The organism is Pseudomonas sp. NY15435, from assembly GCF_048068295.1.
Classification (GTDB): domain Bacteria; phylum Pseudomonadota; class Gammaproteobacteria; order Pseudomonadales; family Pseudomonadaceae; genus Pseudomonas.
Genome location: NZ_JBLUQA010000008.1, coordinates 86,924 through 110,421 on the forward strand (window position 1 = coordinate 86,924; position 23,498 = coordinate 110,421).

Below are 23,498 nucleotides of genomic sequence, written 5' to 3' on the forward strand. Positions count from 1 at the left end.
TTCAGGCCTCAGCCAGCGCCCGGTTCAGAGCCTGTTCCAGGCTTTGCTTGTAGCGCAGGAAATGCACTGTCTGCAGCTCCCCGCCTTCGCGCATGGCCGACAGGTCCAGGTCGGTGATGTAGCAGGGGTAGCGCTCCTGCCCGCGCCGGCGGTCGAGGATGTGCCGGGCTACGGCCTGGAACAGCTCGCTGCCGAACTCCAGCTCCGAGAACTCGCGGTGGTTGCAGAACAGCGTAGTACGCGCACGCTGGCCCTCGCCCGGTTCGACGATCGCCTGCACGTTGTAGAAAGGCAGTGCTTCCAGCGGCTGCGGTGTATTGCGCCGCTCGATGCGTTGCGCGCGCTGATTGCCGTTGCTCACCACTTCGTAGAAGAGGATGTCCGCCCCCACCGGACCCTGGGCTTCCAGTAGCGAGATCACCGCGTTGCGGCGGTACTGCACCGATTGCAGGAAGCGTTGCAGCGGTAGCAGCAGACCTTCCTCGGTGTCGTACTCCTGGCGCCGCCGCCAGAGGGCGTTGCGTTCGTCGAGGATGGTGATTTCCGCGTTGCCTTCATACAGGCGGTAGAACACCTGCACGGTATTGGCCCGGCCCAGCGGCAGGATCATGGCGAGGTCATCGCCCTCCAGTGCGTGCCGGTCCAGTTGCAGGAAGCCGCTGTCGTCCTGGGTGTCGCCCAGGTGTTCGACCAGCGCCGGCAGCCCGTCGATCACCCGGTGGCTGACGCTGCCCGGTACCAGGTGCAGCAGATGGAAGTGCTGGCGCACCTGCAGCAGGTAGCGCCCGCCCTTGCCGCTGGCGAGCTGCGCGTGGGCGTCGCGGAACAGGTCTTCGACGCGCTGGGCGATGGCGGTGGCGCGGTTGCGGCAGAAGCAGCGCACCAGCAGGCGCGGCGGCGGGGCATCGGTCGGTAGCGTATTGAGGAATTCGCGCAGGCAGTCGAGCAGCGCGTGGGGGCCTGCGTAGCGGCTGACCAGCAGTTCATTCCAGCTGTTGAGAGTGATCTGGTCGAGAGTCAGCACCAGGTTGTCGCGTACGCCGGAATAACCCAGCGAGTCCGTGCGCTCGGTGGTCATGTGCACATTCATCTGACTGTGCTGGCGCAGCGGATCGACGCCGACGTTCACCAGCAGCAACACCTGCGAAGGCACCGCGCTGCGCAGCAGGGCGCTTTCCGGTACTTCGTTGAGCGGCAGTGGTACGGCCTGCTGCAGACAGCCCAGCAGGTTCTGCAGTTCGAACTCGGTCAGGTCGCTGCTGCCCGGTTGCAGGGATAGCCGCGTGGTGGCGTCGATCACGCCGTTGCGGTGGCTCCAGGCAAGCAGCTCCAAAAGGTCACGGGCGCGCCGCAGCGGGGCGAAGTCGGCCATTTCCTGTAATGACAGATTGCCGCTGTACAGTGCCCAGAACGGTGGTTTGCCGGCCTCGCCGCCGGGCAACTGGGCGAGGGTGAGGATGTCTTCGGCCATGTCCGGGGCGATGCCCGGGTTGATGAATTCGACCTTGCCGGCCTTGCGCTCGAAGGCGGCATACAGGCGCCGCCCGAGGATGCCCATGTCCCGCGGGTTGATGCCGGCGGCGGCGTGTTGCAGGCGGGCGAACTGCGAGAGGAAGCGGTAGCTGTGGGTCAGTTCGTTGACCAGCGCGCGGCGTTCCAGCAGCACCTGGCGAACCTTCCACTGACTGCGGCTATCGAGCTGCGCGAAGGCGCGGCTGTCCCACTTCCAGGGTGCCGAGACGCGCTCCATCACCTTGCGTTGCCAGCTCTTGTGGCCCTGGCGTGGCGGGCGACTGAGCTTCTTGCCGACCTTCAGGTACAGGCAGCGGCGGATCAGTTCCAGGCGTTCGGTTTCGCCGCGCTCCTTGAGGTACTCCTCCAGGCGGCGGTAGAGCATGACGTAGGGGTCGAGTTCCTCCACGTCCAGGCGTCCGGCATAGATCGCCTGCTTGTAGCGCAGGCTCAGGCAGGAGACCTGCGGGTGCTCGCTGGCGTAGACCTCGGTGAGCAGCAGCTTGAGCACCGACTTGTAGGGTGACTCGATGCCCTTGAACAGCTGCCACATGCCGGCGCCAATGAATTCGCCCGGCGGGATGCGCGCCAGGTGGCCGAGGTCGAGGACATCCTCGGCGCGGATGAAGCGCTTGCTCAGCAACGTCTGGCAGTACTCGGCGTAACGGTTCTCTTCGTAGACCGGCACCAGCCACCACAGCGGCGTGCGGCCGCCGAGCCAGATGGCGGTACGGTAGAACTCGTCCAGCAGCAGGTAGTGCTGGCTGGTGCCGCAGTCGTCGGAGGTCAGCCGTGCCTCGCGGGCGCCCTGGGTGTAGTGCTGCGGGTCGACGAGGAAGCAGTGCACCTCGGCGCCCTGGGTGGCGGCCCATTGTTCGAGCAGCTCGCACTTGCGCCGCAGCTCCGCCAGCTCCCGCTCGGTGAGGTCGGAGGCGTGGCAGACCCACAGGTCCAGGTCGCTCTGTTCGGCCTGGGCGACAGTGCCCAGGCTGCCCATCAGGAACAGCCCGTGGATCGGCAGCGGCGGGTTGCCGCGGCGGGTCTTGTAGCTGAAGGAGCGGGTCAGGCGCTGGGCCTCGGCGAGAATCTCGTCGTCCGGGACGAAGTTCGACAGCCCGGCTGGCGTGCTGGCCGAGACGTAGCCGGGCAGCAGCGGGTGGTTCACATCCAGCAGCAGCGGCAGCAGCTTGAGCACCAGTTGCTGGCGCGTGGAGAGTGCTTCGCTGGCCCGTTGCAGACGCGCGGCGTTGACCTTCAGGAAGCGCTGGCGCAGCTGCGCCAGCACCTTTCGGTCGATGCCGTCGTCAATGTCCGGGCGGATCTCGGGGGTGAGCGTCATGGCGTACTGCTGCCTGGCCAGCGGCGCCGCATCAGAGAATGCGGCGCTTGGAAGTGTGCCAGGTTATCGCCCGCTCGCGGGGGAACTTGAGGTCAGCCGCGCAGGATACCGAGCAGGACCTGGGCGTGCTCGGCGGCATCGAGACCCAGGCTGGTGAGGTAGCCGCCATCGTGTTGATCGATCAACCCTTTGGCGTGGAGTCGGCCGGCGGCCGCGACAGCCTCGGTGGAGGCGTCATGGTGGACTTTCAATCCCGCCTGGCTGTTCTCCAGGTCATACAGTGCCAGCAGGTCCAGTTCCTCAACCATTTCTTTCGTGAAAGCCATTCGCGTAACTCCCGATGGTCAATGAGGCTCCAGTGTAGTCTCAAGTCCGACCGGTTCGGCAAGCGGTCTTATGCCGCTGACTCATTCCGCAACAGTACCGTCGGGCAGCGTCGGCAGCGCGCGCAGGGCCTGCTCGTACCATTCGCCATTGAATGGGCGATCTTCGGCGAGCATCGCCTCGATCTCGTGGGCGAGCACCAGGGCCATCAGGTGCAGTGCGTCCTCGCGTTCGTAGCCGACCAGGGTCAGCTTGTTGAACACCGCGCGGGCGGCTGCCGGGCTCTCGCTTTCGATCTGGTTCTCGATAGCCTGGATCAGGGTGTCTTCGGCGAAGGACTCTTCGGCATCGTCTTGGTCAGTCATCACATTGCTCTCCGCTGGACTTGTGAAGCCGCCTGAAGTTGGCCAACCTGCGGGGCAACTTCAGGTGCGTAAAAGGATCGTCGGGCGACATGATCACCTATTACACCCTTGTCGGCGACCGCCTGGTTCGCCACAACGGCAGCGAGTGCCACGGCATGCCCAAGGACACGCTGTGGATCGACCTGTTCCGGCCCACGGCGGAAGAGGAAAAACTGCTGGAGTCGATCATCGAGGTGGATGTGCCGACCCAGGAAGAGATGGCCGAGATCGAGGATTCCTCGCGCTTCTACGAGAGCAAGGGCGCGCTGTACATGACCACCACCGTGGTCGGCGGCATCCGCGAGCACAAGCCGAGCACCTCGGAAGTCACCTGTGTGCTGACCCCGCACTGGCTGGTGACGGTGCGCTACACCGACCTGCTGGCCTTCCGCACCTTCGAGACGCGTACCCAGCGCGGCGGCTGCGAGGGGCGCAGCGACCAGTTGTTCGTGACCCTGATGGACAGCGTGGTGGATCGCATCGCCGACGTGCTGGAGAACGTGCAGAAACAGCTCGACAGCCTGGGCACCAGCATCTTCCGCGAGGGCCCGGCCAACGAGAAGGCCGATCTGCAGGAAGTGGTCAAGCAACTGGGGCGCAAGAACTCCCTGCTGTCCAAGCTCAACGAGAGCCTGCTCAGCATCAGTCGGCCGCTGTCCTATTTCCGCCAGGGCAGCAACGGCTGGATCAGCGACGAAGTGAAGCTGGGCATGAAGTCGGTGGAGCGCGATGTGCGCTCGCTCAGCGAGTACCAGACGAAGATGGCCGGGGAGATTACCTTCCTGCTGGACGCCACCCTGGGCCTGATCAACATCGAGCAGAACAGCATCATCAAGGTGTTCTCCATCGCCGCCGTGCTGTTCCTGCCGCCGACCCTGGTGGGCACGGTGTACGGCATGAACTTCGCGCACATGCCCGAGCTGCAATGGCTGGCGGGCTATCCCATGGCGCTGGTGGCGATGGTGATCTCGGCGATCATTCCCTACTACTGGTTCAAGTACAAAGGCTGGCTGTAGACGGGTTGATGCGGGTCAAGAAAGGCTCGCGGCGCGGGTCGCACAGTGGAGGGCCGTCCCCACGTCTCACAGGAGGAGACCATGCCGCAATCCGAAGCCAGCAAGCCCGCCGTCGCCGCGCTGCCCGAAGCATCCACCGAGGGTGGCGCGCAGATCCAGGCGCAGAGCCAGGGCCCGGTCGCGCTGACCGTCGCTATGGCTCCGCGCGGTAGCAACGAGGATTCCACCTCGGCCCAGCTGCCCGCCAGTTATCCCTACCGCAAGCGCCTGCAGCGCCGGGAGTATGAAAAGGCCAAGGCCGAACTGCAGATCGAATTGCTGAAGGTGCAGAACTGGGTCAAGGAGACTGGCCAGCGCATCGTCCTGCTCTTCGAGGGCCGCGACGCCGCCGGCAAGGGCGGCACCATCAAGCGCTTCACCGAACACCTCAACCCTCGTGGCGCGCGTGTTGTGGCGCTGGAGAAACCCAGCGACGCCGAACGCGGCCAGTGGTACTTCCAGCGCTACATCCAGCACCTGCCCACGGCTGGTGAAATCGTCTTCTTCGACCGCTCCTGGTACAACCGCGCCGGCGTCGAGCGGGTGATGGGCTTCTGCTCGCCGCGCCAGTATCTGGAGTTCATGCAGCAGACGCCGGAGCTGGAGCGCATGCTGGTGCGCAACGGCATCCACCTGTTCAAGTTTTGGTTCTCGGTGAGCCGCGAGGAGCAGCTGCGCCGCTTCGTCTCGCGCCGTGATGACCCGCTCAAACACTGGAAACTGTCGCCCATCGACATCCAGTCGCTGGACCGCTGGGACGACTACACCCAGGCCAAGGAAGCGATGTTCTTCCACACCGATACCGCCGATGCGCCCTGGGTGGTGATCAAGTCCGACGACAAGAAGCGCGCGCGGCTCAACTGCCTGCGGCACTTCCTGCACAGCCTGGATTACCCGGACAAGAACCCGAAGATCGCCTGCGCCCCGGATGAGCTGCTGGCGGGCCGCGCCGCGCTGATGGACCGCGACGAGTTGGAGCGGCCGGCCCAGGCCGTGGTGCAGGTGCCGGCGAAGGCCCCGGAACCGCTGAGCGCCTGAGGTTACTGCTGGCTGATCAGCATGAGCTGGCCGGAGACGGCGCGGGCGTTGCGGTCGACGATGATCGGCGCCCAGGGACGGCCCGAGGCGCTGACACCGCTGTTGCTTTTGCTGTTCATGTCCAGCAGCGCCTTGCTCAGGTATTCCCAGCGGGTGCGCAGCTTCTTGGTCGCGTCGCTGTCCGGGAGTTGCTCGATGCGCTGGGTCAGCAGCGGCACCAGCACGCTTTCGTCCTGGCCGAGGTATTCCTGCGGCTGTTCGCGGGCCAATTCCAGGCCACTGATATAGGCGCGGCCCAGGTATTGGGTCGCCAGGTATTCGACGCGCACCGGCAATTCCCACAGGGGAATCTGGCTGGCATCGGCGGTGGCCGGTACGAAGCGCTCGATCTGGTTGAGCAGCTCGCGCAGGGACCGGCTCAGATCCTGGTTATAGCGCCAGGGCAGGTCTTCTTCCTTGGGCCCATAGGAAACGCCGTTGCGAATCTGGGTAACGAACTCGGTGTGGGCCTTGCGCAGTGCCTCGTCCGCCTTGGAGTAGCCCTTGACGGCGTTGTCCAGGGTGGCGAGGTCCTTCTCCAGCTGGGCCGCGTGAGCTTCCTGGAAGCCCTCGCCGCGCAGCAGCAACAGGCTGTTGATCGAGCGGCAGGTGTAGACCTGCAGGGTCTGCAGCTGCAGTTCCTCGCTGGGCAGGTTGGCCTGGGCGGCGAGGGCGAAGAGTCCGAAACAGCACAGCATGAACCCACGAACGATATCGAACATGGCGGAGGCGTCCTTATTGTTATTGTGAGCCGCGCGAATCGCCGTATGTGTGTCTTTTTGGCGCCAGAAACGCAGCTATCCCTAGGCTAGCCGCGAATGCGGCGGCTGCAACCGACCGAAAGAGTGATTTGCGCAGGCGATGCCTGGAACGGGAGAAGGTGCCGGCGGAGGTCCGTGAGGGGGGAGGACTGCTCTGGGGAGAGAGCCGAACCTCCGCCGGGCTTTTGCGGGATCGCGCTGGCGTCAGAAGCGCCAGTAGGCGGAGAGGGTGGTCTGGTCGAGGTCGATATCGCCGACGTCCAGGTATTCCTGTTCAAGGCGTACGCCCAGGCCGCCGATCAGGTCCATTTCGCCACCGAAGCCATAGAGCGGGTCGACATCGTCGGATTTGCCGGCGGCATCGTCGTCGGCGTGCCAGGCGTGTACACCGGCGATGCCGTACAGGCGGATGCGCTGGCCGATGGGGAAGCCCAGGTGCACGTTGGCCTGCAGTGATTCGCCATCGAAGTGCTTGCGGTCGTCGCTCATGTCGCCGAAATCGACTACCGCGCCTTCCAGGGACAGGTAGTTGTTGAAGCGGTAGCCGGCGTAGAGCTTGTAGCTGTTGTCGTGGTCATCGAAGGACCGGTCGTCGATCTCGAGGCGGGTCACGCCGCCACCCACGTAGAGGCCACGGTCGTCGGCCATTGCCAGTGCAGGTGCGGTCAGCGCGAGGGCGCAAAGGAGTTTCGAAAGGCGCATAGGATTCCCTGGCGGCCGGCGAGGGGGCCGGCCGCTTTGCTGTCATGCGGAAGGTTCGGGTGCCGGCTCGGCGCGGGCGGAGGGCCAGCGCGGCGGCGGGGGCATTAGAGCGAGGGAGCGGCGGGCGCGGCCATCGTAGGTTGTCGAGAGTGGCCTGGCTTTTTTTCTAGACGCGGCGAGTGGGATCAGGCGTGCGCAGCATGGCGCAGCCGCTCGCGGTCGAGGATCTCGATGCCACCGTAGCTCAGCCGCACGATGCCCTGGGCTTCCAGGTCCTTGAGTATCTGGTTGGTGGTCTGCCGCGACAGCGAGAGCATGGCCGCCAACTGGTCCTGAGGCAGGTGCAGCTCGCGCTTGGCGATGGCCGACTCGCCGTAGCCCTCGGCGATCATCAGCAGGCGCCGGGCCAGGCGGGGCGCGGCCGGCAGCAGTGACAGCTCCTCCAGCACGGCGAAGGTGATGCGCAGCTTGTGGCTCATCAGCAGGGCGAAGTCGCGCCAGTATTCCGGATGCTGGGCCAGGATTGCCTGCAGTGGCGCCTGGGGCACCTGCAGCAGCGTCGTGGCGCCTTCTGCGTAGGCATCGTGGGTGCGCGGCTGGCCGTCGAACAGGCAGATCTCGCCGAACCAGTTGGGCGCTTCCACCAACGCCAGCAGCGCTTCCTTGCCGTTCTCGCCGACCACGCTGACGCGCATCGCTCCTTCCACCACGCAATACAGGCCACATGGCGCATCGCCGCGGGCGAACAGGCGCTGGCCGGCGGGCAGGCGGCGCACCACGGCGGCGTCGCACAGGGCCTGGCGCAGGCCTTCGGGCAGGGTCTGGAACCAGCGGCCTTCCTGGAGGCGGGAGAGATAGGGCTTGGTGTCGGTCATGGGCAATGTCGGCTAGCTGACAGAGTGGCAAGGCGCACAACGCCATCATGCCAGTACCTTGCGGGAGAACAACAATGAAAACTCTGGTCGATCACCTTGCCCAATATGCCGCCTACCACCGTGACCGGCGGAACATCGTCAGCCATTTCATCGGCATTCCGATGATCGTGCTGGCCATCGCCACCCTGCTGTCGCGCCCCGGCTTCGAGCTGGCCGGCGTGCTGGTCTCGCCCGCCACGCTGCTGGCGCTGGCCTCGGTTGTTTTCTACCTGCGCCTGGACGTGCGCTTCGGCCTGCTGATGACCGCGCTGCTGGCTTTGTCGCTGTGGATCGGCGCCGCGCTGGCTGCCGGCACAACTACCTACTGGCTCACCTGGGGCATCGGCCTGTTCGTGGTGGGCTGGATCATCCAGTTCGTCGGCCACTGGTACGAAGGGCGCAAGCCGGCGTTCGTCGACGACCTCACCGGCCTGATCGTAGGCCCGCTGTTCGTCGCTGCCGAAGCGGCCTTCCTGCTTGGCCTGCGCGATGAAGTGCGCCACGCCGTGGAAGAGCGCGCCGGCCCGACCTGCATCCGCGAGAAGAAGGCAACCGCCTGATTCAGCTCACTCTGTGCCGCTGAGCTGGCGCAGGATTCGTGCGCTGTCGGGGTCGGCCGGGAAGAAGGTTTCCAGCGCCAGCTCCGACAGCGTCACGTCCACCGGCGTACCGAACACCGTGATGGTGCCGATCAGGCTGCACACGCCCAGTTCCGTCTGCAGTTGCACCGGGATCAGCACCATGTCGCCGCTGGCCGCCTCGTCATAGGGCGGTGCCGGATACCCCGCCACCTCGTCACGCAGCGCCGCCAGCGCCGGATCGCCGCTGGCCTCGAAGTCGCGCTGCAAGCGCTCTACCACGTGCGCCTTCCACGGCCCCAGGTTGAGGATGCGCGGCGCCAACCCCTTGGGGTGCAGGCTCATGCGCAGCACGTTGATCGGCGGCTGCAGCAGCTCCGGATCGACGCCAATCAGGAAGATATCCACCGTGCGGTTGGACGCCAGCAGGTTCCAGTGGCGGTCCACCACCATTGCCGGGTTCGGCTCGTGGGCCTTGAGCAACTGGTCGATGGCCTGCCGGGCGACGGTCAGCGCCGGGTCGTCCAGGCCCTTCTCCGAGTAAACCGGCGCGTAGCCGGCAGCGCTGAGCAGGCGGTTGCGCTCGCGCAGGGGGATGTCCAGCTGCTCGGCCAGATGCAGGAGCATCTCGCGGCTGGGCAGGGCGCGGCCGGTTTCGACGAAGCTCAGGTGGCGCGTGGAAATCTCCGCGTCGCAGGCGAGGTCGAGCTGGCTGAGTCGGCGGCGCTGGCGCCATTGGCGGAGCAGGGCGCCGACCGGTTGGGCCGGGCTGTTGTGGGTCGGGCTGTTCATGGCTGGAGTGTTCATGGGATCGAACGATAGACCTCCCTCCACGTAACGGCCATTACCTGGCAGGTAATCGACGCGCCTACCGCTGCGGCAGATTCTTCAGCCACACGCCGCCAACCGGTGGCGCCCCCTGAAGGAGCTTCGCCATGACTCTGCTGCAACCCTCCCCGCTGCTTCGTCTCACCCTCAAGGTCGACGCCATCGCCGGTGGCGCCATGGGCCTGCTGATGGCCCTGGCCGCGCAACCGCTGGGTGAGCTGTTCGGTCTGCCCTTCGTCTTGCTGCTGGTGGCCGGCATCGTGTTGTTGCCGCTGGCGCTGGTGCTCTACTGGATGAGCAACCAGACGCTGCTGTCGCGCACCGGTGTGTGGGCCGTCATCGCCCTGAATGCGCTGTGGGTCGTGGAGAGCGCCGTCCTGCTGGTGACCGGCTATGTGCAGCCGACTGCCCTGGGCTACGCCTTCGTCATCGGCCAGGCGCTGGTGGTCCTGCTGCTCGCAGAGCTGGAGTTCTTCGGCCTGCGGCGGTCCGCGGTTCTTGCCCTGTGATGTTCGCGAGCAAGAACTAGGCGTCCCCCTCGCTCCTACAGGTCAGCGCCGGTGCGCTCTTGGTAGGAGCGAGCTTGCTCGCGAACCGCTTCCTGCCGGCTTAAGCCAAGGCTTCGCGAACGAAGTCGAGGCGGTCCTGGCCGAAGAACATTTCGTCGCCAACGAAGAATGTCGGTGCGCCGAACATCCCGCGCTTGATCGCCGCCTCGGTATTGGTTTTCAGCGCATCCTTCACGTCCTGCTCGGTCGTCAGCGCCAGCAGCGCCTGCGGATCGAAGCCCGCCTCGGCCAGCAATGGGCCGAGCACTGCCGGGTCGCCCAGGTTCAGCGCATCCACCCACATGCCCTTGAACACGCAGGCCAGCAGCGCTTCGAAGCCCTCCGGCTGGCGCAGTTGTACGCCGGTGGCGGCGCGCATCAGGGTGAGGGTATTGATCGGGAAGTGCGGGTTCATCTTCATCGGCACGCCGTAGCGGCGGGCGAAGCGGGTCATGTCGATCAGCGTGTAGCGACCCTTGGCCGGCACGGCGATGGGCGAGGCGTTGCCGGTGGCCTGGAACACGCCGCCCAGCAGGACCGGGCGATAGACCAGCTCGGCGCCGGCTTCGGCGCAGATGCCCGGCAGTTGGGTATACGCCAGGTAGGAAGTCGGGCTGCCGAAGTCGAAGTAGAACTCGACGGATTTGCTCATGAGTGGCTCTCTCTTTTTATGTGGGTTCGCAAAATCGGCATACGACCTTGCGAGCTAGAGCCAGGCTAGGCGGAATTCAGCAGGGGCGCGGACCTTTTGCTTTGATAGTCAGCGTTTGTAAATGAGTAGCCCCTGCTGGATTCCAACGACGCCTGGCCGACGCGCAGCTGGTCGTCTGCCGATTTTTACCAGCGCTCGATCCAGGGGCGGAGATCCAGCTCGAAAGTCCAGGCATCGCGCGGTTGCGAATGCAAATACCAGTAGCTGTCGGCGATATGCTCGGGATCGAGGATGCCGTCCTGATCCTTCTGTGCGTATTTCTGCGGGAAGTTCTCGCGGATGAATTCGGTATCGATGGCGCCGTCCACCACCACGTGGGCGACGTGCAGGCCCATCGGTCCCAGTTCGCGGGCCATGCTCTGCGCCAGTGCGCGGATGCCGTGCTTGGCCCCGGCGAAGGCGGCGAAGCCCGATGCGCCGCGCAGGCCGGCGGTGGCGCCGGTAAAGAGGATCGTGCCACGCTGGCGCTTGACCATGCGCTTGGCCACTTCGCGGCCGGTGAGGAAGCCGGAGAAGCAGGCCATCTCCCAGATCTTGAAGTACTTGCGCGCGGTCTCTTCGAGGATGCTGCAGGGTACGTTGGCGCCGATATTGAAGACGAAGGCTTCGATGGGGCCGATGTCGCGCTCGATGGTTTCCACCAGTTCGATCACTGCTTCTTCCTGGCGCGCATCGGAGGCGAAGCCGTGCGCCTCGCCGCCTTCGGCGCGGATCTGATCCACCAGCGGCTGCAGCTTGTCCGCCGAGCGCCGGGTAACGCAGGCGACATAGCCTTCACGGGCAAAACGGCGGGCGATGGCGCCGCCGGTGGCATCGCCGGCGCCAATGACCAGCACGACTTTCTTGTTCGACATTCTCGTTTCCTCGGGGTGCGCGAAAGTGGGTAAACGGTCGTTAGGTAAACGAACGTTATGTTAATATTCGACGTATCGTCAACCGCTTCGCCGGAGTCGCCCCGATGCGTTACTCAGCCACCCACAAGGAAGAAACCCGCCAGCGCCTGCTCGACAGCAGCGGCGCCCTCGCCAAGCAGGGCGGTTTCGCCACCACCGGCGTGGACGGGCTGATGAAGGCGGTGGGACTGTCCGGCGGGGCGTTCTACAACCACTTCGGTTCCAAGGACGAACTGTTCGCCGCCATCGTCGAACGCGAATTGCAGCAGAGCGTCGAGCGCCTCGCCGCCAAGGGCAAGGTTCTGGATCGCGCCCGGCTGGAGCGCGGTCTGAAGCGCTACCTGAATGTCACGCACGTGCAGGATGCCGGCGCCGGCTGCGCGATTCCTGCGCTGGGCGCGGAAATCGCCCGCGCCGACGAAGCTGTGCGGCAGAGTGCCGAAGATGCGCTGGTGGAATTGCAGCAGGCCTGGGCCGAGGTGCTGGGCTCGGCGGAAGACGCCTGGGCATTGCTGGCGCAGTGCGTCGGCGCGCTGGTGCTGGCGCGGATGGTGGCGAGCGAGACAGCGCAGAAGACGATTGTCGAGTCGAGCCGGGACTTCCTTATCCGCCACCTGGACGAGAAGTGAGCCACTTCCCTTCGGGGCGCAATCTCGGGGTTGTCCCCAACTCTGGTAGGGCGGAAAACCGGCACGGATGTGGGTAGCGCCATAGGCGTTTTGTGCCCTACCGCTGTAGGAGCGAGCTTGCTCGCGAACAAGCTCCGCTGCTGGGCTGGGCTGGGCTGGGCTGGGCTGGGTTCGCGAGCAAGCTCGCTCCTACAAAAGAGCAGTTACAGACCGCGAATCGCGAGGTCCGCGCCCAGCAGCAACAGCCCACCGAAGAAGCAGCGGCGGAACGCCAGCGGGCTGATGCGCGAGCGCAGCCAAGTGCCCAGATACATGCCGGCCAGCGCCGGCAGCAGGGCCAGCAGCGAGAGGCCGAGGATGTCTGCCTGCAGCAGCGAGCCGTGCTGGCTGAGGGTGATTGCCAGGGCGAGCGTCGAGACGGTGAAGGACAGCCCCAGTGCCTGAACCAGATCGTCTTTCTCCAGCCCGAGGGCCTGCAGGAACGGTACGGCGGGAATCACGAAGACGCCGGTCACTGCCGTGACGCCACCGGTGACTACGCCGATCAGCGGCGACAGCCAGCGCTCATGCTTCGGCGCCACCGTGAAGCGCTTGTTCGACAGCCCCAGCAGCGCATAAAGAATCAGCGCCACGCCCAGCAGCGGCGTGGCGGCCGGCCAGTTTCGCCCGGCCAGCAACCAGCCTACCAGCAGGGTGCCGAGGACAATGCCGATGAGCATGCCCCACAGCCGTTTGAGCAGCCCAAGGAAGCGCGGACCGGCGGCGAGTTGCCAGACGTTGGTAACGGTGGAGGGGACGACGAGAATGGCAGCGGCCTGCATCGGGGGCATCACCAGCCCGAGCAGTCCGACGGCGACCGTGGGCAGGCCGAGGCCCACCACGCCCTTCACCAGGCCGGCGAGGAGGAAGGTGAGGACGATGAGTTCGAGGTGCTGGGGGAGGGCGTCGAACATGGCCGGGCCTTGTTGAAAGCAAGGTCGGCAGGATACGAGGGTTTGAAAGCCGGGGGAAAGCGCGGGGCTCTTGCAGGAGCGAGCTTGCTCGCGAACAAACCCCGCTGCGGGGCCGGGTTCGCGAGCAAGCTCGCTCCTACAGTAAAGTGGTTTGCCGCGTCAGATATTCGCCACCGGCTGATAGGCCTTCGGCTTGAAGTACAGCGTCTCGCCGCGGGCGAGGCCCGTCAGGCTGTCGTGGTCCTTCACCACTTCGGCCTCGATCAGCTCGTCCTGGCCGTCGACCTTGAGGGTGACTCGGGTGATCGCGCCCAGCGGGCGGATGTCGCGGACTTCGGCGGCGCGGTGTTCGGCCACTTCGGAGCGCGACAGCGAGATCTCGTGCGGACGGAACAGCACGTGCTCGTCGCCGCCCAGGTGCAGGCGGTTGGAGTCGCCGAGGAAGTGGTAGACGAAGTCGCTGGCCGGGTTCTCGTAGACCTCGCCCGGCGAGCCGATCTGCTCGATCACGCCTTTGTTCATCACCACGATGCGGTCGGCGACTTCCATCGCTTCTTCCTGGTCGTGGGTGACGAATACGGAGGTCAGGTTGATCTCCTCGTGCAGGCGCGCCAGCCAGCGGCGCAGCTCTTTACGTACCTTGGCGTCGAGGGCGCCGAAGGGTTCGTCGAGCAGCAGGATCTTCGGTTCCACCGCCAGGGCGCGCGCCAGGGCGATGCGCTGGCGCTGGCCGCCGGAGAGTTGTTCCGGGTAGCGGTCGGACAGCCAGTCCAGTTGCACCATGTTCAGCAGTTCGTGGACCTTCTCGGCGATGCGCGACTCGCTCGGGCGCACCGATTTCGGCTTCATGCGCAGGCCGAAGGCGACGTTGTCGAACACCGTCATGTGGCGGAACAGGGCGTAGTGCTGGAACACGAAGCCGACGTTGCGATCACGCACGTCGTGCTGCGAGACGTCCTCGCCGTGGAACACGATGTTGCCAGCGTCCGGGGTTTCCAGGCCGGCGATGATGCGCAGCAGGGTGGTCTTGCCGCAGCCGGACGGGCCGAGCAGGGCGACCAGCTCGCCGCTGTGGATATCCAGGTTGATGTCGTTCAGCGCCTTGAAGGCGTTGAAGTTCTTGCTGACGTTACGGATCTCGATGCTCATGGGTTGGCTCTCACTCTTCGTCAGCTTTGACTTTGGTGCGGGACAGGCGCGACTCGCTCCACTGCTTGAGCAGCAGGATGACGAGGGCCATCAGCAGCAACAGGGTGGCAACGCTGAAAGCGGCGACGTGGTTGTATTCGTTGTAGAGGATTTCGACGTGCAGCGGCAGGGTATTGGTGACGCCGCGGATGTGTCCGGAGACCACCGACACCGCGCCGAACTCGCCCATGGCGCGCGCGGTACAGAGCACCACGCCGTAGATCAGGCCCCATTTGATGTTCGGCAGGGTCACGTGCCAGAACATCTGCCAACCATTGGCGCCGAGCAGGCGCGCGGCCTCCTCTTCCTGCGTGCCCTGTTCCTGCATCAGCGGGATCAGTTCGCGGGCGACGAAGGGGAAGGTGACGAAGATGGTGGCCAGCACGATGCCGGGCACGGCGAAGACGATCTGGATGTCGTGGTCCGACAGCCACTCGCCGAAGTAGCCCTGGGCGCCGAACAGCAGCACGTAGATCAGGCCGGCGATCACCGGGGAGACCGAGAACGGCAGGTCGATCATGGTCACCAGGATGCTCTTGCCGGGGAACTCGAACTTGGTCACGCACCAGGCGGCGGCTACGCCGAACACCAGGTTCAGCGGCACCGAGATGCCGACGGCGATCAACGTCAGCTTCAGGGCAGCCAGTGCGTCAGGTTCCAGGATGGCTTCGAAGAAGGTGCCAAAGCCTTGCTTCAGCGCCTCGCTCAGCACCACGAACAGCGGCAGCAGCAGGAACAGCGCGAAGGCCAGCCAGGCGAGCGCGATCAGGGCGCGGCGGCCCCAGACATTACCCCGGCGAGCAGCGTTGGCAGCGGCCGCGGCGGAAAGGCTTGCGGTACTCATGGCGCGCTCCTCAAGGCGTTTCGATGCGGCGCTGCAGCAGGTTGATCAGCAGCAGCAGGACGAAGGCGACGACCAGCATCAGCACGCCGATGGCGGTGGCGCCGGTGTAGTCGTACTGGTCCAGCTTGACCATGATCAGCAGCGGCAGGATCTCGGTCTTCATCGGCATGTTGCCGGCGATGAAGATCACCGAGCCGTATTCGCCGACGCCGCGGGCGAAGGCCAGGGCGAAACCGGTCAGCCAGGCGGGCAGCAGCGCCGGCAGCAGCACATGGCGGAACACCTGCAGCGGCTTGGCGCCCAGGCAGGCGGCGGCTTCTTCGACTTCACGCGGGATATCCGCCAGCACCGGCTGCACCGTGCGCACCACGAACGGCAGGACCACGAAGGTCAGTGCCAGGGTGATGCCCAGCGGGGTGTAGGCGATCTTGAAGCCCAGTTCAGTGGCGAAGCGACCGACCATGCCGTTGGGCGCGTACAGCGCGGTCAGCGCGATACCGGCCACGGCGGTGGGGAGGGCGAAGGGCAGGTCGATCATCGCATCGATGATCTTGCGCCCGGGGAAGCGGTAACGCACCAGCACCCAGGCCAGCAGGGTACCGATCACGCCGTTGATCAGGGCGGCGATCAGCGCGGTGCCGAAGCTCAGCTTGAGCGCGGCGATGACTCGCGGCGCGGTGATGATGGTCCAGAACTGATCCCAGGAGAGCTGGGTCGTCTTGAGGAACATGGCCCCCAGCGGAATCAGCACCAACAGGCTGAGATACACCAGGGTGTAGCCCAGAGTCAGCCCGAAGCCGGGTATGACCGGGGAGATGCGTCGCGACATTTGCTGTCCTTTCTCGTGAACGCGTTGAGAACCTGATTACGATCTGCTGCGCGTCGGCATGACTGCGTTGAGAACAGGCTCGGATTGCTCATTTACAGCTCGTAAACTGCGCTTCCTTGCCTGTTTTCGCCTTGTCCTGCCCTAGCTCGCAAGATCGTAAACAGGTTCTGTGCCCCCGTCATGGGACGGGGGTTTTTCGTTCCGCGCGGGCTGTGCACCGGCCCTCGTGGATCGGGCCGCCCGGCTCAAGGCCGGGCGGGTGGCGCATTACTGCGCCTGGTAGATCTTGTCGAAGATGCCGCCGTCGTTGAAGAACTTGGGCTGCGCGACTTTCCAGCCGCCGAAGTCCTTGTCGATGGTCACCAGGTTCAGTTTCGGGAACTGGTTGGCGAACTCGGCAGCGACCTTGGCATCACGCGGGCGATAGAAGTTCTGCGCGGCAATGCGCTGGCCTTCTTCGCTGTACAGGTACTTCAGGTATTCCTCGGCGACCTTGCGGGTGCCTTTCTTGTCGACGGTCTTGTCGACCACGGCCACCGGCGGCTCGGCCAGGATGGACACGGACGGCACGACGATCTCGAAGTTCTCGCCGCCCTGTTCCTTCTTGGCCAGGAAGGCTTCGTTCTCCCAGGCCAGCAGTACGTCGCCGATGTTGTTGTTGACGAAGGTGATGGTCGAACCGCGGGCGCCAGTGTCCAGAACCGGCACGTGCTTGTACAGGTTCTGCACGTATTCCTGGGCTTTCTCGTCGCTACCGTATTCCTTCTTCGCCCAGGCCCAGGCGGCCAGGAAGTTCCAGCGGGCGCCGCCGGAGGTCTTCGGGTTGGGGGTGATGACTTCCACACCCTGCTTGGTCAGGTCGGCCCAGTCCTTGATGCCCTTGGGGTTGCCCTTGCGCACCAGGAACACGATGGTCGAGGTGTAGGGGGTGCTGTTGTCGGGCAGGCGCGCCTGCCAGTCGGCGGGCAGCAACTTGCCCAGCTTGTTCAGTTCGTCGATGTCGCCGGCCAGGGCCAGGGTCACCACGTCGGCTTTCAGGCCGTCGATCACGGCGCGGGCCTGTTTGCCCGAGCCACCGTGGGATTGCTGCACGGTCAGGTCATCACCGCCCTGGGCCTTCCAGTGCTTGATGAAGGCGGCGTTGTAGGCCTGGTACAGCTCACGGGTCGGGTCGTAGGAAACGTTCAGCAGTTGAGTGGCGGCGGATACCGGGCCGGCAATCAGGGCGCTGGCCAGTGCGGCCAGGGCGAAACGGCGGATGGACATGTGCAGCTCCTGAAAAAATGCAGTTCTTTATGTTTGTTGGGCAGGGTCTTTCGGGGGAGGGGCGTTGTCAGCCACGCATTCGCGGCTGACAGCTGCAGTACCGGTGGGGCAGTTTGGTCATGGCGACGCTCCGGTGGTCCAGTCGATTCGCGGCTCTTTCGGCTCGGGGCTCAGGCGGGCTTGCCCGGGCTCTGTTGCAGGCGGAATTTTTCCTTGCGCTCGATCTGCACGACCTGGCCGTTGTGCACGGTGATCTCGACGGCGCCGAAACGCAGGCCACGCAGGGCGCTCTGCACTTCGCGCAGGATGTTGGCTTCGTCCTGGCCGTCCAGGCTACGGAGGGTTGCGCTCATGGGTATCTGCTCCTAATGGGTTGACCACCGGCCGATTCACCAACGGCGCGTGCGGTGTGAGCGCATATTAGGCAGGAGCTGGATATTCTTAAAAATACTGTTTAAGAATTTTTATATATCAGAAAGTTTTTAGCGCGTTTTCATGCGGGGTCGCGCGGCAATTGCGCCAGCAGGAGCTCGGCTGGCTGCGGGGCGCCGTACCAGTAACCCTGGCCGAAGTTGCAGGCGTGAGTGAGGAGGAAGGCGGCCTGGTCGGGCCGTTCGATGCCCTCGGCGACCACCTGCAGGCCCATGCTCTGGCCCAGGGCGATCACCGCGCAGGCGATGGCGGCGTCCTCGGATTCGTCCGGCAGGCCGGCGACGAAACCCTGGTCGATCTTCAGCTTGTGCACCGGCATGCGTTTCAGGCGCATCAGCGAGGAGTAGCCGGTGCCGAAGTCGTCGATGGCCAGGTGTACGCCCAGCAGGCGCAGCTGGCAGAGCAGCTCCAGGGCCTGGTCGAAATTTTCCATCACCGCGCTTTCGGTAATTTCCAGTTCCAGGTGGTGGGGCGCCAGGCCGCTCTGCTCAAGCGCCAGGGCCACGCGCTCCTCGAGGCCTCCGCGGCCGAACAGCCGGCTGGAGACGTTCACCGCGATGAAGTCCAGGTTGATTCCAGCGTCCAGCCATTGGCGCATCTGCCGGCAGGCGCGCTCCAGCACCCAGGCGTCGATGGCGGTGATCAGGCCGCTTTCCTCGGCCACCGGGATGAATTCGCCGGGAGCGATCAGGCCCTGTTGCGGATGCTGCCAGCGCACCAGCGACTCGACGCCGACCATGCGCCCTGTGGCCAGGTCGTGCACCGGCTGGAAGTACAGGCGCAGTTCGTCGTGGTCCAGCGCGTGGCGCAGGGCCGACTCCACCTGCACGTGGGAGCGCGCGCGGGCAGTCAGCTCGGGGGTATAGAAGGCGTAGAGATTGCGCCCGCTGGCCTTGGCCCGGAACAGCGCGGCGTCGGCATGCTGGAGCAGGTGATCGACATTGCGTGCGTCTTCCGGGAACAGGCTGACGCCCAGGCTCACCGACATGTAGATGAGCTGGCCGTTGACCTCGAAGGGCGCGCTCATCGCTTCCAGCAGCCGCTGGGCCAGGCTGCTGGCGTGGTGCGGCTGCTGGCTTTCGAGGACCACGGCGAACTCGTCGCCGCCGAGGCGCGCCAGGGAGCAGCGCTCGTCCAGGCAGCTTTCCAGGCGTTCGGCCACGGCGCGGATCAGCAGATCGCCGATGTTGTGGCCGAGGCTGTCGTTGATGTGCTTGAAGTGGTCGAGGTCGATGCTCAGCAGCGCGCCGCCGCTCTGTTCCCGCTCCGCGCGGGCCAGCGCCTGCTCGATACGTTCGCGCAGCAGCAGGCGGTTGGGCAGGCTGGTGAGCGGGTCGTGATGCGCGAGGAAGTCCAGCTCGTGCTGCGAGCGCTTCAGGCTGCTGAGGTCGGAGAACACTGCGACGTAGTGGGTCAGCTCGCCCTCGTCATTGCGCACGGCGCGGATGTGCTGCCACTGCGGGTACACCTCGCCGCTCTTGCGGCGGTTCCAGATCTCGCCGCTCCACACGCCGTCCTCGTGCAGGGCTTTCCACATGCACTGGTAGAAGGCGGCGTCCTGGCGGCCGGACTTGAGCAGCGAGGGCTGGCCTCCGAGCACGTCCTCGGCGCTGTAGCCGGTGATGCGCGAGAAGGACGGGTTGATGTGCACGATCACGCCGCGCGCGTCGGTTACCAGCAGCCCTTCCTGGGTCGCCTCGAACACGGCGGCGGCCTGGCGCAGGTGGTCTTCGTTGCTGCGCTGATGGGTGATGTCGCGGTTGACCCCGGTCAGCCGCAGGGGGTGGCCGTCTTCGGCGCGGGTCAGGCGCCCGCTGCTGCGTACCCAGCGGTAGCTGCCATCGCCGTGGCGGATGCGGTAGACGCATTCCAGTTCGGTGCGCAGGCCCTGGATGCAGTCCTGGTGCAGGGCGAGGGTGCGCGCGCGGTCGTCTGGATGCAGGCGCTGTTCCCATAGCAGCAGGTCATCGCTGAAGTGCTCCAGGGGCAGGCCGAGGAGCTTGGCGTAGCCGGGTGAGTAGTAGACCCGCTGCGTTTCCAGGTCCCAGTCCCAGATACCGTCCTCGACTACCGCAAAGGCACGGCTCAGGCGCTGCTCATTGTCGGCCAAGGCGGCGAAGGCGGCGTGCTGCTGGCGGAAGTACCGCCAGAGCAGGAAGAACAGCACCAGGAAGGTAATTGCCAGGAATCCGTATTTCTTCAGCTCCATCGCCCGCGCCAGCGACGCGGGGTCGGGCAGGACATTTTGTAACCATTGGTCACCCAGCCAGACCCAGAGGGTGGCTACGACCAGGTACAGAAAGCTGATGCGCAGGGCGCTGAGGCGTGGATTCATGCGGTAGTGGATTGGATTTATTGGCTGCGCAGTATAAATGATGGCCACTTGGCCGCGTTCGTATCTAAAAGACCGGATGGTAATCCGGACCTGCTTGGTGATAATGCGGGCTGTCTTCTGCCGGCAAAGCTTGCCGGCAGGGCGTAGTCCACACCCCTTCCGAGGTACAGTATCGCCTATGTGGTACAACGGTTTCCTTGACCTGTCGCCGTGGCAACTGGTGGCGGTCACCCTGGTCCTGACGCACATCACCATCGTCAGCGTCACTGTCTATCTGCACCGCTACTCGGCGCACCGGGCACTCGAACTGCATCCGGCGCTGCAGCATTTCTTCCGTTTCTGGCTGTGGATGACCACCGCCATGAACACCCGCGAGTGGACCGCCATCCACCGCAAGCATCACGCCAAGTGCGAAACCGCCGACGACCCGCACAGCCCGGTCTACAAGGGCCTGGGTACCGTCCTGCGGCGCGGCGCCGAGCTCTATCGCGCCGAGGCGGAGAACGAAGACACCCTGCGCATCTATGGCAAGAACTGCCCGGAAGACTGGATCGAGCGCAATGTCTATTCGCGCTACCCCATCGGCGGCATCGTGCTGATGGCGATCATCGACCTGGCGCTGTTCGGTGTACTCGGCATGACCGTCTGGGCCGTGCAGATGATGTGGATCCCCGTGTGGGCTGCCGGCGTCATCAATGGTCTGGGCCACGCCGTCGGCTACCGCAACTTCGAGTGCCGCGACGCTGCCACCAATCTCGTGCCCTGGGGCATCCTGATCGGTGGTGAAGAGCTGCACAACAACCACCACACCTACCCGAACTCGGCCAAGCTGTCGGTGAAGAAGTGGGAGTTCGACCTGGGCTGGGCCTGGATCAAGGTGTTCTGCTTCCTGCGTCTGGCCAAGGTGGCCCGCGTCGCGCCGATTGCCCACCGCGTGGAAGGCAAGGGCAGCCTGGACATGGACACCGCCATGGCCATCCTCAACAACCGGTTCCAGATCATGGCCCAGTACCGCAAGCTGGTGATCGGCCCGCTGGTGAAGCAGGAACTGGCCAAGGCCGACGAGTCGGTGCGCCACCTGTTCCGCCGCGCCAAGCGCCTGCTCTCGCGGGAGACCAGCCTGCTGGAAGAGCGCCACCACGCGCGCATCCAGGACCTGCTCGCGCAGAGCCAGTCCCTGCAGGTGATCTACGAGAAGCGCCTGGCACTTCAGCAGATCTGGGTGAAAACCAGCGCCAACGGCCACGACATGCTCGCCGCGATCAAACAGTGGGTACACGAGGCGGAAGCCAGTGGCATCCAGTCTCTGCGCGAGTTCGCCGAGCAGCTGAAGACCTACTCTCTGCGTCCGGCCGTCTGATTGACGGAAACGTCCTAGGACGTTGAGAGATGTGTCTCAAGAAAAGCCCGCCGTTCGGCGGGCTTTTCGTTTAATTTGCAGCAGCCTGGCGTAGTTTGCGGTCATAGCCCCGGTCAATGAGCGGGAGGACGCTGATACATGGATGAGAATAAATTACCGGCCGATCAGGAAGAGGCCTTGCTGGCACTGCTGCACAGTCGCGCCGAGGTGACGCGCCTGAAAGAGCGCGAACAACTCTTCAGTGCGTTGCTGGCGAGCGTGAACTCGGTGCTCTGGGCTTTCGACTGGCAGGCCCAGCGCATGGTCTATGTCAGCCCGGCGTACGAGCGCATCTTTGGCCGCTCCGCCGCGCTGCTGCTGGCGGACTACAACGAATGGCGCAACTGCATCTATCCCGATGACCTGGACTACGCCCAGAGCACCCTGCAGGAAGTACTGGAGCGCGGCGCCATCGAGCAGCGCGAATACCGCATCCTGCGCGCCGACGGCGAAGTCCGCTGGCTCAGCGACAAATGCTTCGTCAGCCAGCACAGCGATGCCGGCCTGCCGCTGATGATCGTCGGCATCGCCGAGGACATCACCGACAAGAAGCACCTGGAGACCGAACTGCACCGTCTGGCCACCACCGACGTGCTGACCCAGAGCAGCAACCGCCGCTACTTCTTCGACAACGCCGAGCAGGCTTTCCGAGACTGCAAGGCCACCTCCACGCCGCTGGCTTTCCTGCTGCTGGACGTGGATGACTTCAAGAAGATCAACGATCTCTACGGCCACCAGGTGGGTGACGTGGTGCTGCAGCGCATCGCGCAAAGCGGCGCCGGAGCGTTGCGCCGCGGTGACCTGTTCGGCCGTATCGGCGGCGAAGAATTCGCCGTGCTGCTGCCCGGTTGCGACGAGGGTATGGCGCGGCAGATTGGCGAGCGCTTGCAGCGGGAAGTGCAGCGGCTGCGCTTCAACGAGGCCGAGCATTTCTTCAGCGTCACCATCAGTCAGGGGCTGACCCTGTTGCAGCCTGATGACCAGAATCTTTCCGCGCTCTACAGCCGTTCCGACGCGGCTTTGTATCAGGCCAAGCGCACCGGCAAGGACCGCATTGTTCAGGGATGAAACACTCCGCCGCGTCCGTGGCGGGCCTGTTAATACTTTCTGATTAATACTTTTCCGCAGATGCGGAGCTGTATGTTTCTGCTGTCAAAAGGCCTGTGTCGGGATTATGGCGCCTTAGTAATCAATAACTTACAAAGTTCGAATTGCCTTTTGTCGGATTCTTGGCGTGTCGCGACATCGTTCATTGACATGCCTTCACCCCCCCCTCTATTACTATTCACATAGCAATATCGTGTGGTGTCTGGATGAGACACCTCAGGGAGCAGTCGCACGAGCAGTGTGTCACGGAAGATTCTGCCACCTCTTCTTCCTGTCACTTTCCTATCGCTGCCTGACAACTTCCGTCAGCACCCCTCGCTGCGGAAGCGCGATAGATTTTTGCTTTTGTTTTTCCAGATTTTCGGAACTTGGCCGAAGGGCGGTAGCTTTGCCCAGCGAAAAATAACGGCCACTCCAGGGACGAACAGTTGATTGTCGTTAATTGAATCGGGTCATTCGAACTCGGGCGGTAGCCTTGTCTTCGAAATTTGCATGTGGCCCGGCGCAGAGCATCTCCTGGACTGGAGTAAGTGACGATGGCCGCTGGAAGAATGGAAAACGACGGAACTTCGTGTGCCGTCCTTTCAAGCAAAAAGAGCAGCGCCTCCCCGGCGGGAATTGTTTCGCAAGTGAAACTGCGGAAGTTTGGCGCCAATCCCCTGGGTGCTAATGAAAAGTTTAGAAGGACTCTCTCGCTTAGTTCGAAATTTTGTTATGTCCCTATTTGTCGGCGCGAGTCAGGGTGTAACAAATATGAACTTATCGCTGAGAAAGAGCCACGCCAGACACTCTTTGTTTCATTCCTGAAACAGCAACTTCTGTCCATCACCGAAGTTCATCTGCAGGCGTTCGCCATCCATTCCGAACTG

General features: G+C 64.4%; 23 protein-coding genes. 7 read left to right on the plus strand and 16 right to left on the minus strand.

All coding sequences use genetic code 11. The features are described 5' to 3' along the window. Position 1: 1 nt before the first annotated feature. The 3 genes from ACNFH5_RS19755 to ACNFH5_RS19765 all read right to left on the minus strand — a co-directional run bounded on the left by ACNFH5_RS19755 (position 2) and on the right by ACNFH5_RS19765 (position 3,540). Positions 2-2,851 (minus strand): class I adenylate cyclase, encoded by a 2,850-nt coding sequence (locus ACNFH5_RS19755; protein WP_416748810.1) that lies wholly within the window; start codon positions 2,849-2,851, stop codon positions 2-4. Between the two features lie 92 nt (positions 2,852-2,943). Beyond that, positions 2,944-3,177 (minus strand): TIGR02647 family protein, encoded by a 234-nt coding sequence (locus tag ACNFH5_RS19760; protein WP_416748812.1) that lies wholly within the window; start codon positions 3,175-3,177, stop codon positions 2,944-2,946. Between the two features lie 81 nt (positions 3,178-3,258). After that, positions 3,259-3,540 (minus strand): hypothetical protein, encoded by a 282-nt coding sequence (locus ACNFH5_RS19765; RefSeq protein ID WP_416748814.1) that lies wholly within the window; start codon positions 3,538-3,540, stop codon positions 3,259-3,261. An 89-nt stretch (positions 3,541-3,629) separates the two neighbouring features. Here ACNFH5_RS19765 and ACNFH5_RS19770 point away from each other — a divergent pair, with 89 nt between their 5' ends. Beyond that, the gene (locus ACNFH5_RS19770) at positions 3,630-4,595 is read left to right on the plus strand and encodes a magnesium transporter CorA family protein (RefSeq protein WP_416748816.1); all 966 of its coding nucleotides are present in this window, start codon (positions 3,630-3,632) and stop codon (positions 4,593-4,595) included. A 195-nt stretch (positions 4,596-4,790) separates the two neighbouring features. Continuing rightward, on the plus strand, positions 4,791-5,672 hold the full coding sequence (gene ppk2, locus ACNFH5_RS19775) for a polyphosphate kinase 2 (protein ID WP_416749139.1): 882 nt from the start codon (positions 4,791-4,793) through the stop codon (positions 5,670-5,672). Positions 5,673-5,674: 2 nt separating this feature from the next. Here the strand turns inward: ppk2 and ACNFH5_RS19780 are convergent, their stop codons facing one another. The 3 genes from ACNFH5_RS19780 to ACNFH5_RS19790 all read right to left on the minus strand — a co-directional run bounded on the left by ACNFH5_RS19780 (position 5,675) and on the right by ACNFH5_RS19790 (position 8,049). Continuing rightward, positions 5,675-6,433 (minus strand): hypothetical protein, encoded by a 759-nt coding sequence (locus ACNFH5_RS19780; RefSeq protein ID WP_416748818.1) that lies wholly within the window; start codon positions 6,431-6,433, stop codon positions 5,675-5,677. Between the two features lie 243 nt (positions 6,434-6,676). Beyond that, positions 6,677-7,174, minus strand: coding sequence for an outer membrane beta-barrel protein (locus ACNFH5_RS19785; RefSeq protein ID WP_416748820.1), 498 nt, complete (start codon positions 7,172-7,174; stop codon positions 6,677-6,679). Between the two features lie 185 nt (positions 7,175-7,359). Then, positions 7,360-8,049, minus strand: coding sequence for a Crp/Fnr family transcriptional regulator (locus ACNFH5_RS19790; protein ID WP_416748822.1), 690 nt, complete (start codon positions 8,047-8,049; stop codon positions 7,360-7,362). 74 nt (positions 8,050-8,123) lie between these two features. Here ACNFH5_RS19790 and ACNFH5_RS19795 point away from each other — a divergent pair, with 74 nt between their 5' ends. Beyond that, complete coding sequence (locus ACNFH5_RS19795; RefSeq protein ID WP_416748824.1) at positions 8,124-8,648, plus strand: DUF962 domain-containing protein; 525 nt, start codon at positions 8,124-8,126, stop codon at positions 8,646-8,648. A gap of 6 nt (positions 8,649-8,654) precedes the next feature. Here the strand turns inward: ACNFH5_RS19795 and ACNFH5_RS19800 are convergent, their stop codons facing one another. Further along, positions 8,655-9,458, minus strand: coding sequence for a helix-turn-helix domain-containing protein (locus tag ACNFH5_RS19800; RefSeq protein ID WP_416748826.1), 804 nt, complete (start codon positions 9,456-9,458; stop codon positions 8,655-8,657). 143 nt (positions 9,459-9,601) lie between these two features. Here ACNFH5_RS19800 and ACNFH5_RS19805 point away from each other — a divergent pair, with 143 nt between their 5' ends. Continuing rightward, positions 9,602-10,003, plus strand: coding sequence for a hypothetical protein (locus ACNFH5_RS19805; RefSeq protein WP_416748828.1), 402 nt, complete (start codon positions 9,602-9,604; stop codon positions 10,001-10,003). Positions 10,004-10,103: 100 nt separating this feature from the next. On the opposite strand, the gene ACNFH5_RS19810 is transcribed toward ACNFH5_RS19805, so the two are convergent. After that, positions 10,104-10,694: a 2-hydroxychromene-2-carboxylate isomerase gene (locus tag ACNFH5_RS19810; protein WP_416748830.1), complete on the minus strand. Its 591-nt coding sequence runs from the start codon at positions 10,692-10,694 to the stop codon at positions 10,104-10,106. Positions 10,695-10,879: 185 nt separating this feature from the next. Further along, positions 10,880-11,608 (minus strand): SDR family oxidoreductase, encoded by a 729-nt coding sequence (locus ACNFH5_RS19815; protein WP_138526602.1) that lies wholly within the window; start codon positions 11,606-11,608, stop codon positions 10,880-10,882. A gap of 104 nt (positions 11,609-11,712) precedes the next feature. Between ACNFH5_RS19815 and ACNFH5_RS19820 the strand changes: the two genes are divergently transcribed. Then, positions 11,713-12,276 carry a TetR/AcrR family transcriptional regulator gene (locus tag ACNFH5_RS19820; protein WP_416748832.1) on the plus strand — a complete coding sequence of 188 codons (564 nt, stop codon included), beginning with the start codon at positions 11,713-11,715 and terminating at the stop codon, positions 12,274-12,276. Positions 12,277-12,479: 203 nt separating this feature from the next. On the opposite strand, the gene ACNFH5_RS19825 is transcribed toward ACNFH5_RS19820, so the two are convergent. The 7 genes from ACNFH5_RS19825 to ACNFH5_RS19855 form a co-directional block, all read right to left on the minus strand. Continuing rightward, positions 12,480-13,229, minus strand: a complete 750-nt coding sequence (locus ACNFH5_RS19825; protein WP_416748834.1) for a sulfite exporter TauE/SafE family protein — start codon at positions 13,227-13,229, stop codon at positions 12,480-12,482. A 159-nt stretch (positions 13,230-13,388) separates the two neighbouring features. Next, on the minus strand, positions 13,389-14,378 hold the full coding sequence (locus tag ACNFH5_RS19830; RefSeq protein WP_416748837.1) for a sulfate/molybdate ABC transporter ATP-binding protein: 990 nt from the start codon (positions 14,376-14,378) through the stop codon (positions 13,389-13,391). Positions 14,379-14,388: 10 nt separating this feature from the next. Beyond that, entirely contained in the window at positions 14,389-15,261 is an 873-nt protein-coding gene (cysW, locus tag ACNFH5_RS19835) for a sulfate ABC transporter permease subunit CysW (protein ID WP_416748839.1), read from the minus strand. 10 nt (positions 15,262-15,271) lie between these two features. Then, positions 15,272-16,090: a sulfate ABC transporter permease subunit CysT gene (gene cysT / locus ACNFH5_RS19840; RefSeq protein WP_416748841.1), complete on the minus strand. Its 819-nt coding sequence runs from the start codon at positions 16,088-16,090 to the stop codon at positions 15,272-15,274. A 267-nt stretch (positions 16,091-16,357) separates the two neighbouring features. Next, a complete protein-coding gene (locus ACNFH5_RS19845; protein WP_045215475.1) occupies positions 16,358-17,356 on the minus strand; it encodes a sulfate ABC transporter substrate-binding protein in 999 nt (332 codons plus the stop codon). Positions 17,357-17,526: 170 nt separating this feature from the next. Beyond that, positions 17,527-17,709 carry a sulfur starvation response protein OscA gene (gene oscA, locus ACNFH5_RS19850; RefSeq protein ID WP_017520779.1) on the minus strand — a complete coding sequence of 61 codons (183 nt, stop codon included), beginning with the start codon at positions 17,707-17,709 and terminating at the stop codon, positions 17,527-17,529. Between the two features lie 140 nt (positions 17,710-17,849). Further along, positions 17,850-20,123: a putative bifunctional diguanylate cyclase/phosphodiesterase gene (locus ACNFH5_RS19855; protein WP_416748844.1), complete on the minus strand. Its 2,274-nt coding sequence runs from the start codon at positions 20,121-20,123 to the stop codon at positions 17,850-17,852. A gap of 178 nt (positions 20,124-20,301) precedes the next feature. Here ACNFH5_RS19855 and desA point away from each other — a divergent pair, with 178 nt between their 5' ends. Then, positions 20,302-21,483 carry a delta-9 fatty acid desaturase DesA gene (gene desA, locus ACNFH5_RS19860; RefSeq protein WP_416748846.1) on the plus strand — a complete coding sequence of 394 codons (1,182 nt, stop codon included), beginning with the start codon at positions 20,302-20,304 and terminating at the stop codon, positions 21,481-21,483. Between the two features lie 138 nt (positions 21,484-21,621). Beyond that, positions 21,622-22,590 (plus strand): GGDEF domain-containing protein, encoded by a 969-nt coding sequence (locus ACNFH5_RS19865; protein ID WP_416748848.1) that lies wholly within the window; start codon positions 21,622-21,624, stop codon positions 22,588-22,590. The last annotated feature ends 908 nt before the right edge of the window (positions 22,591-23,498 follow it).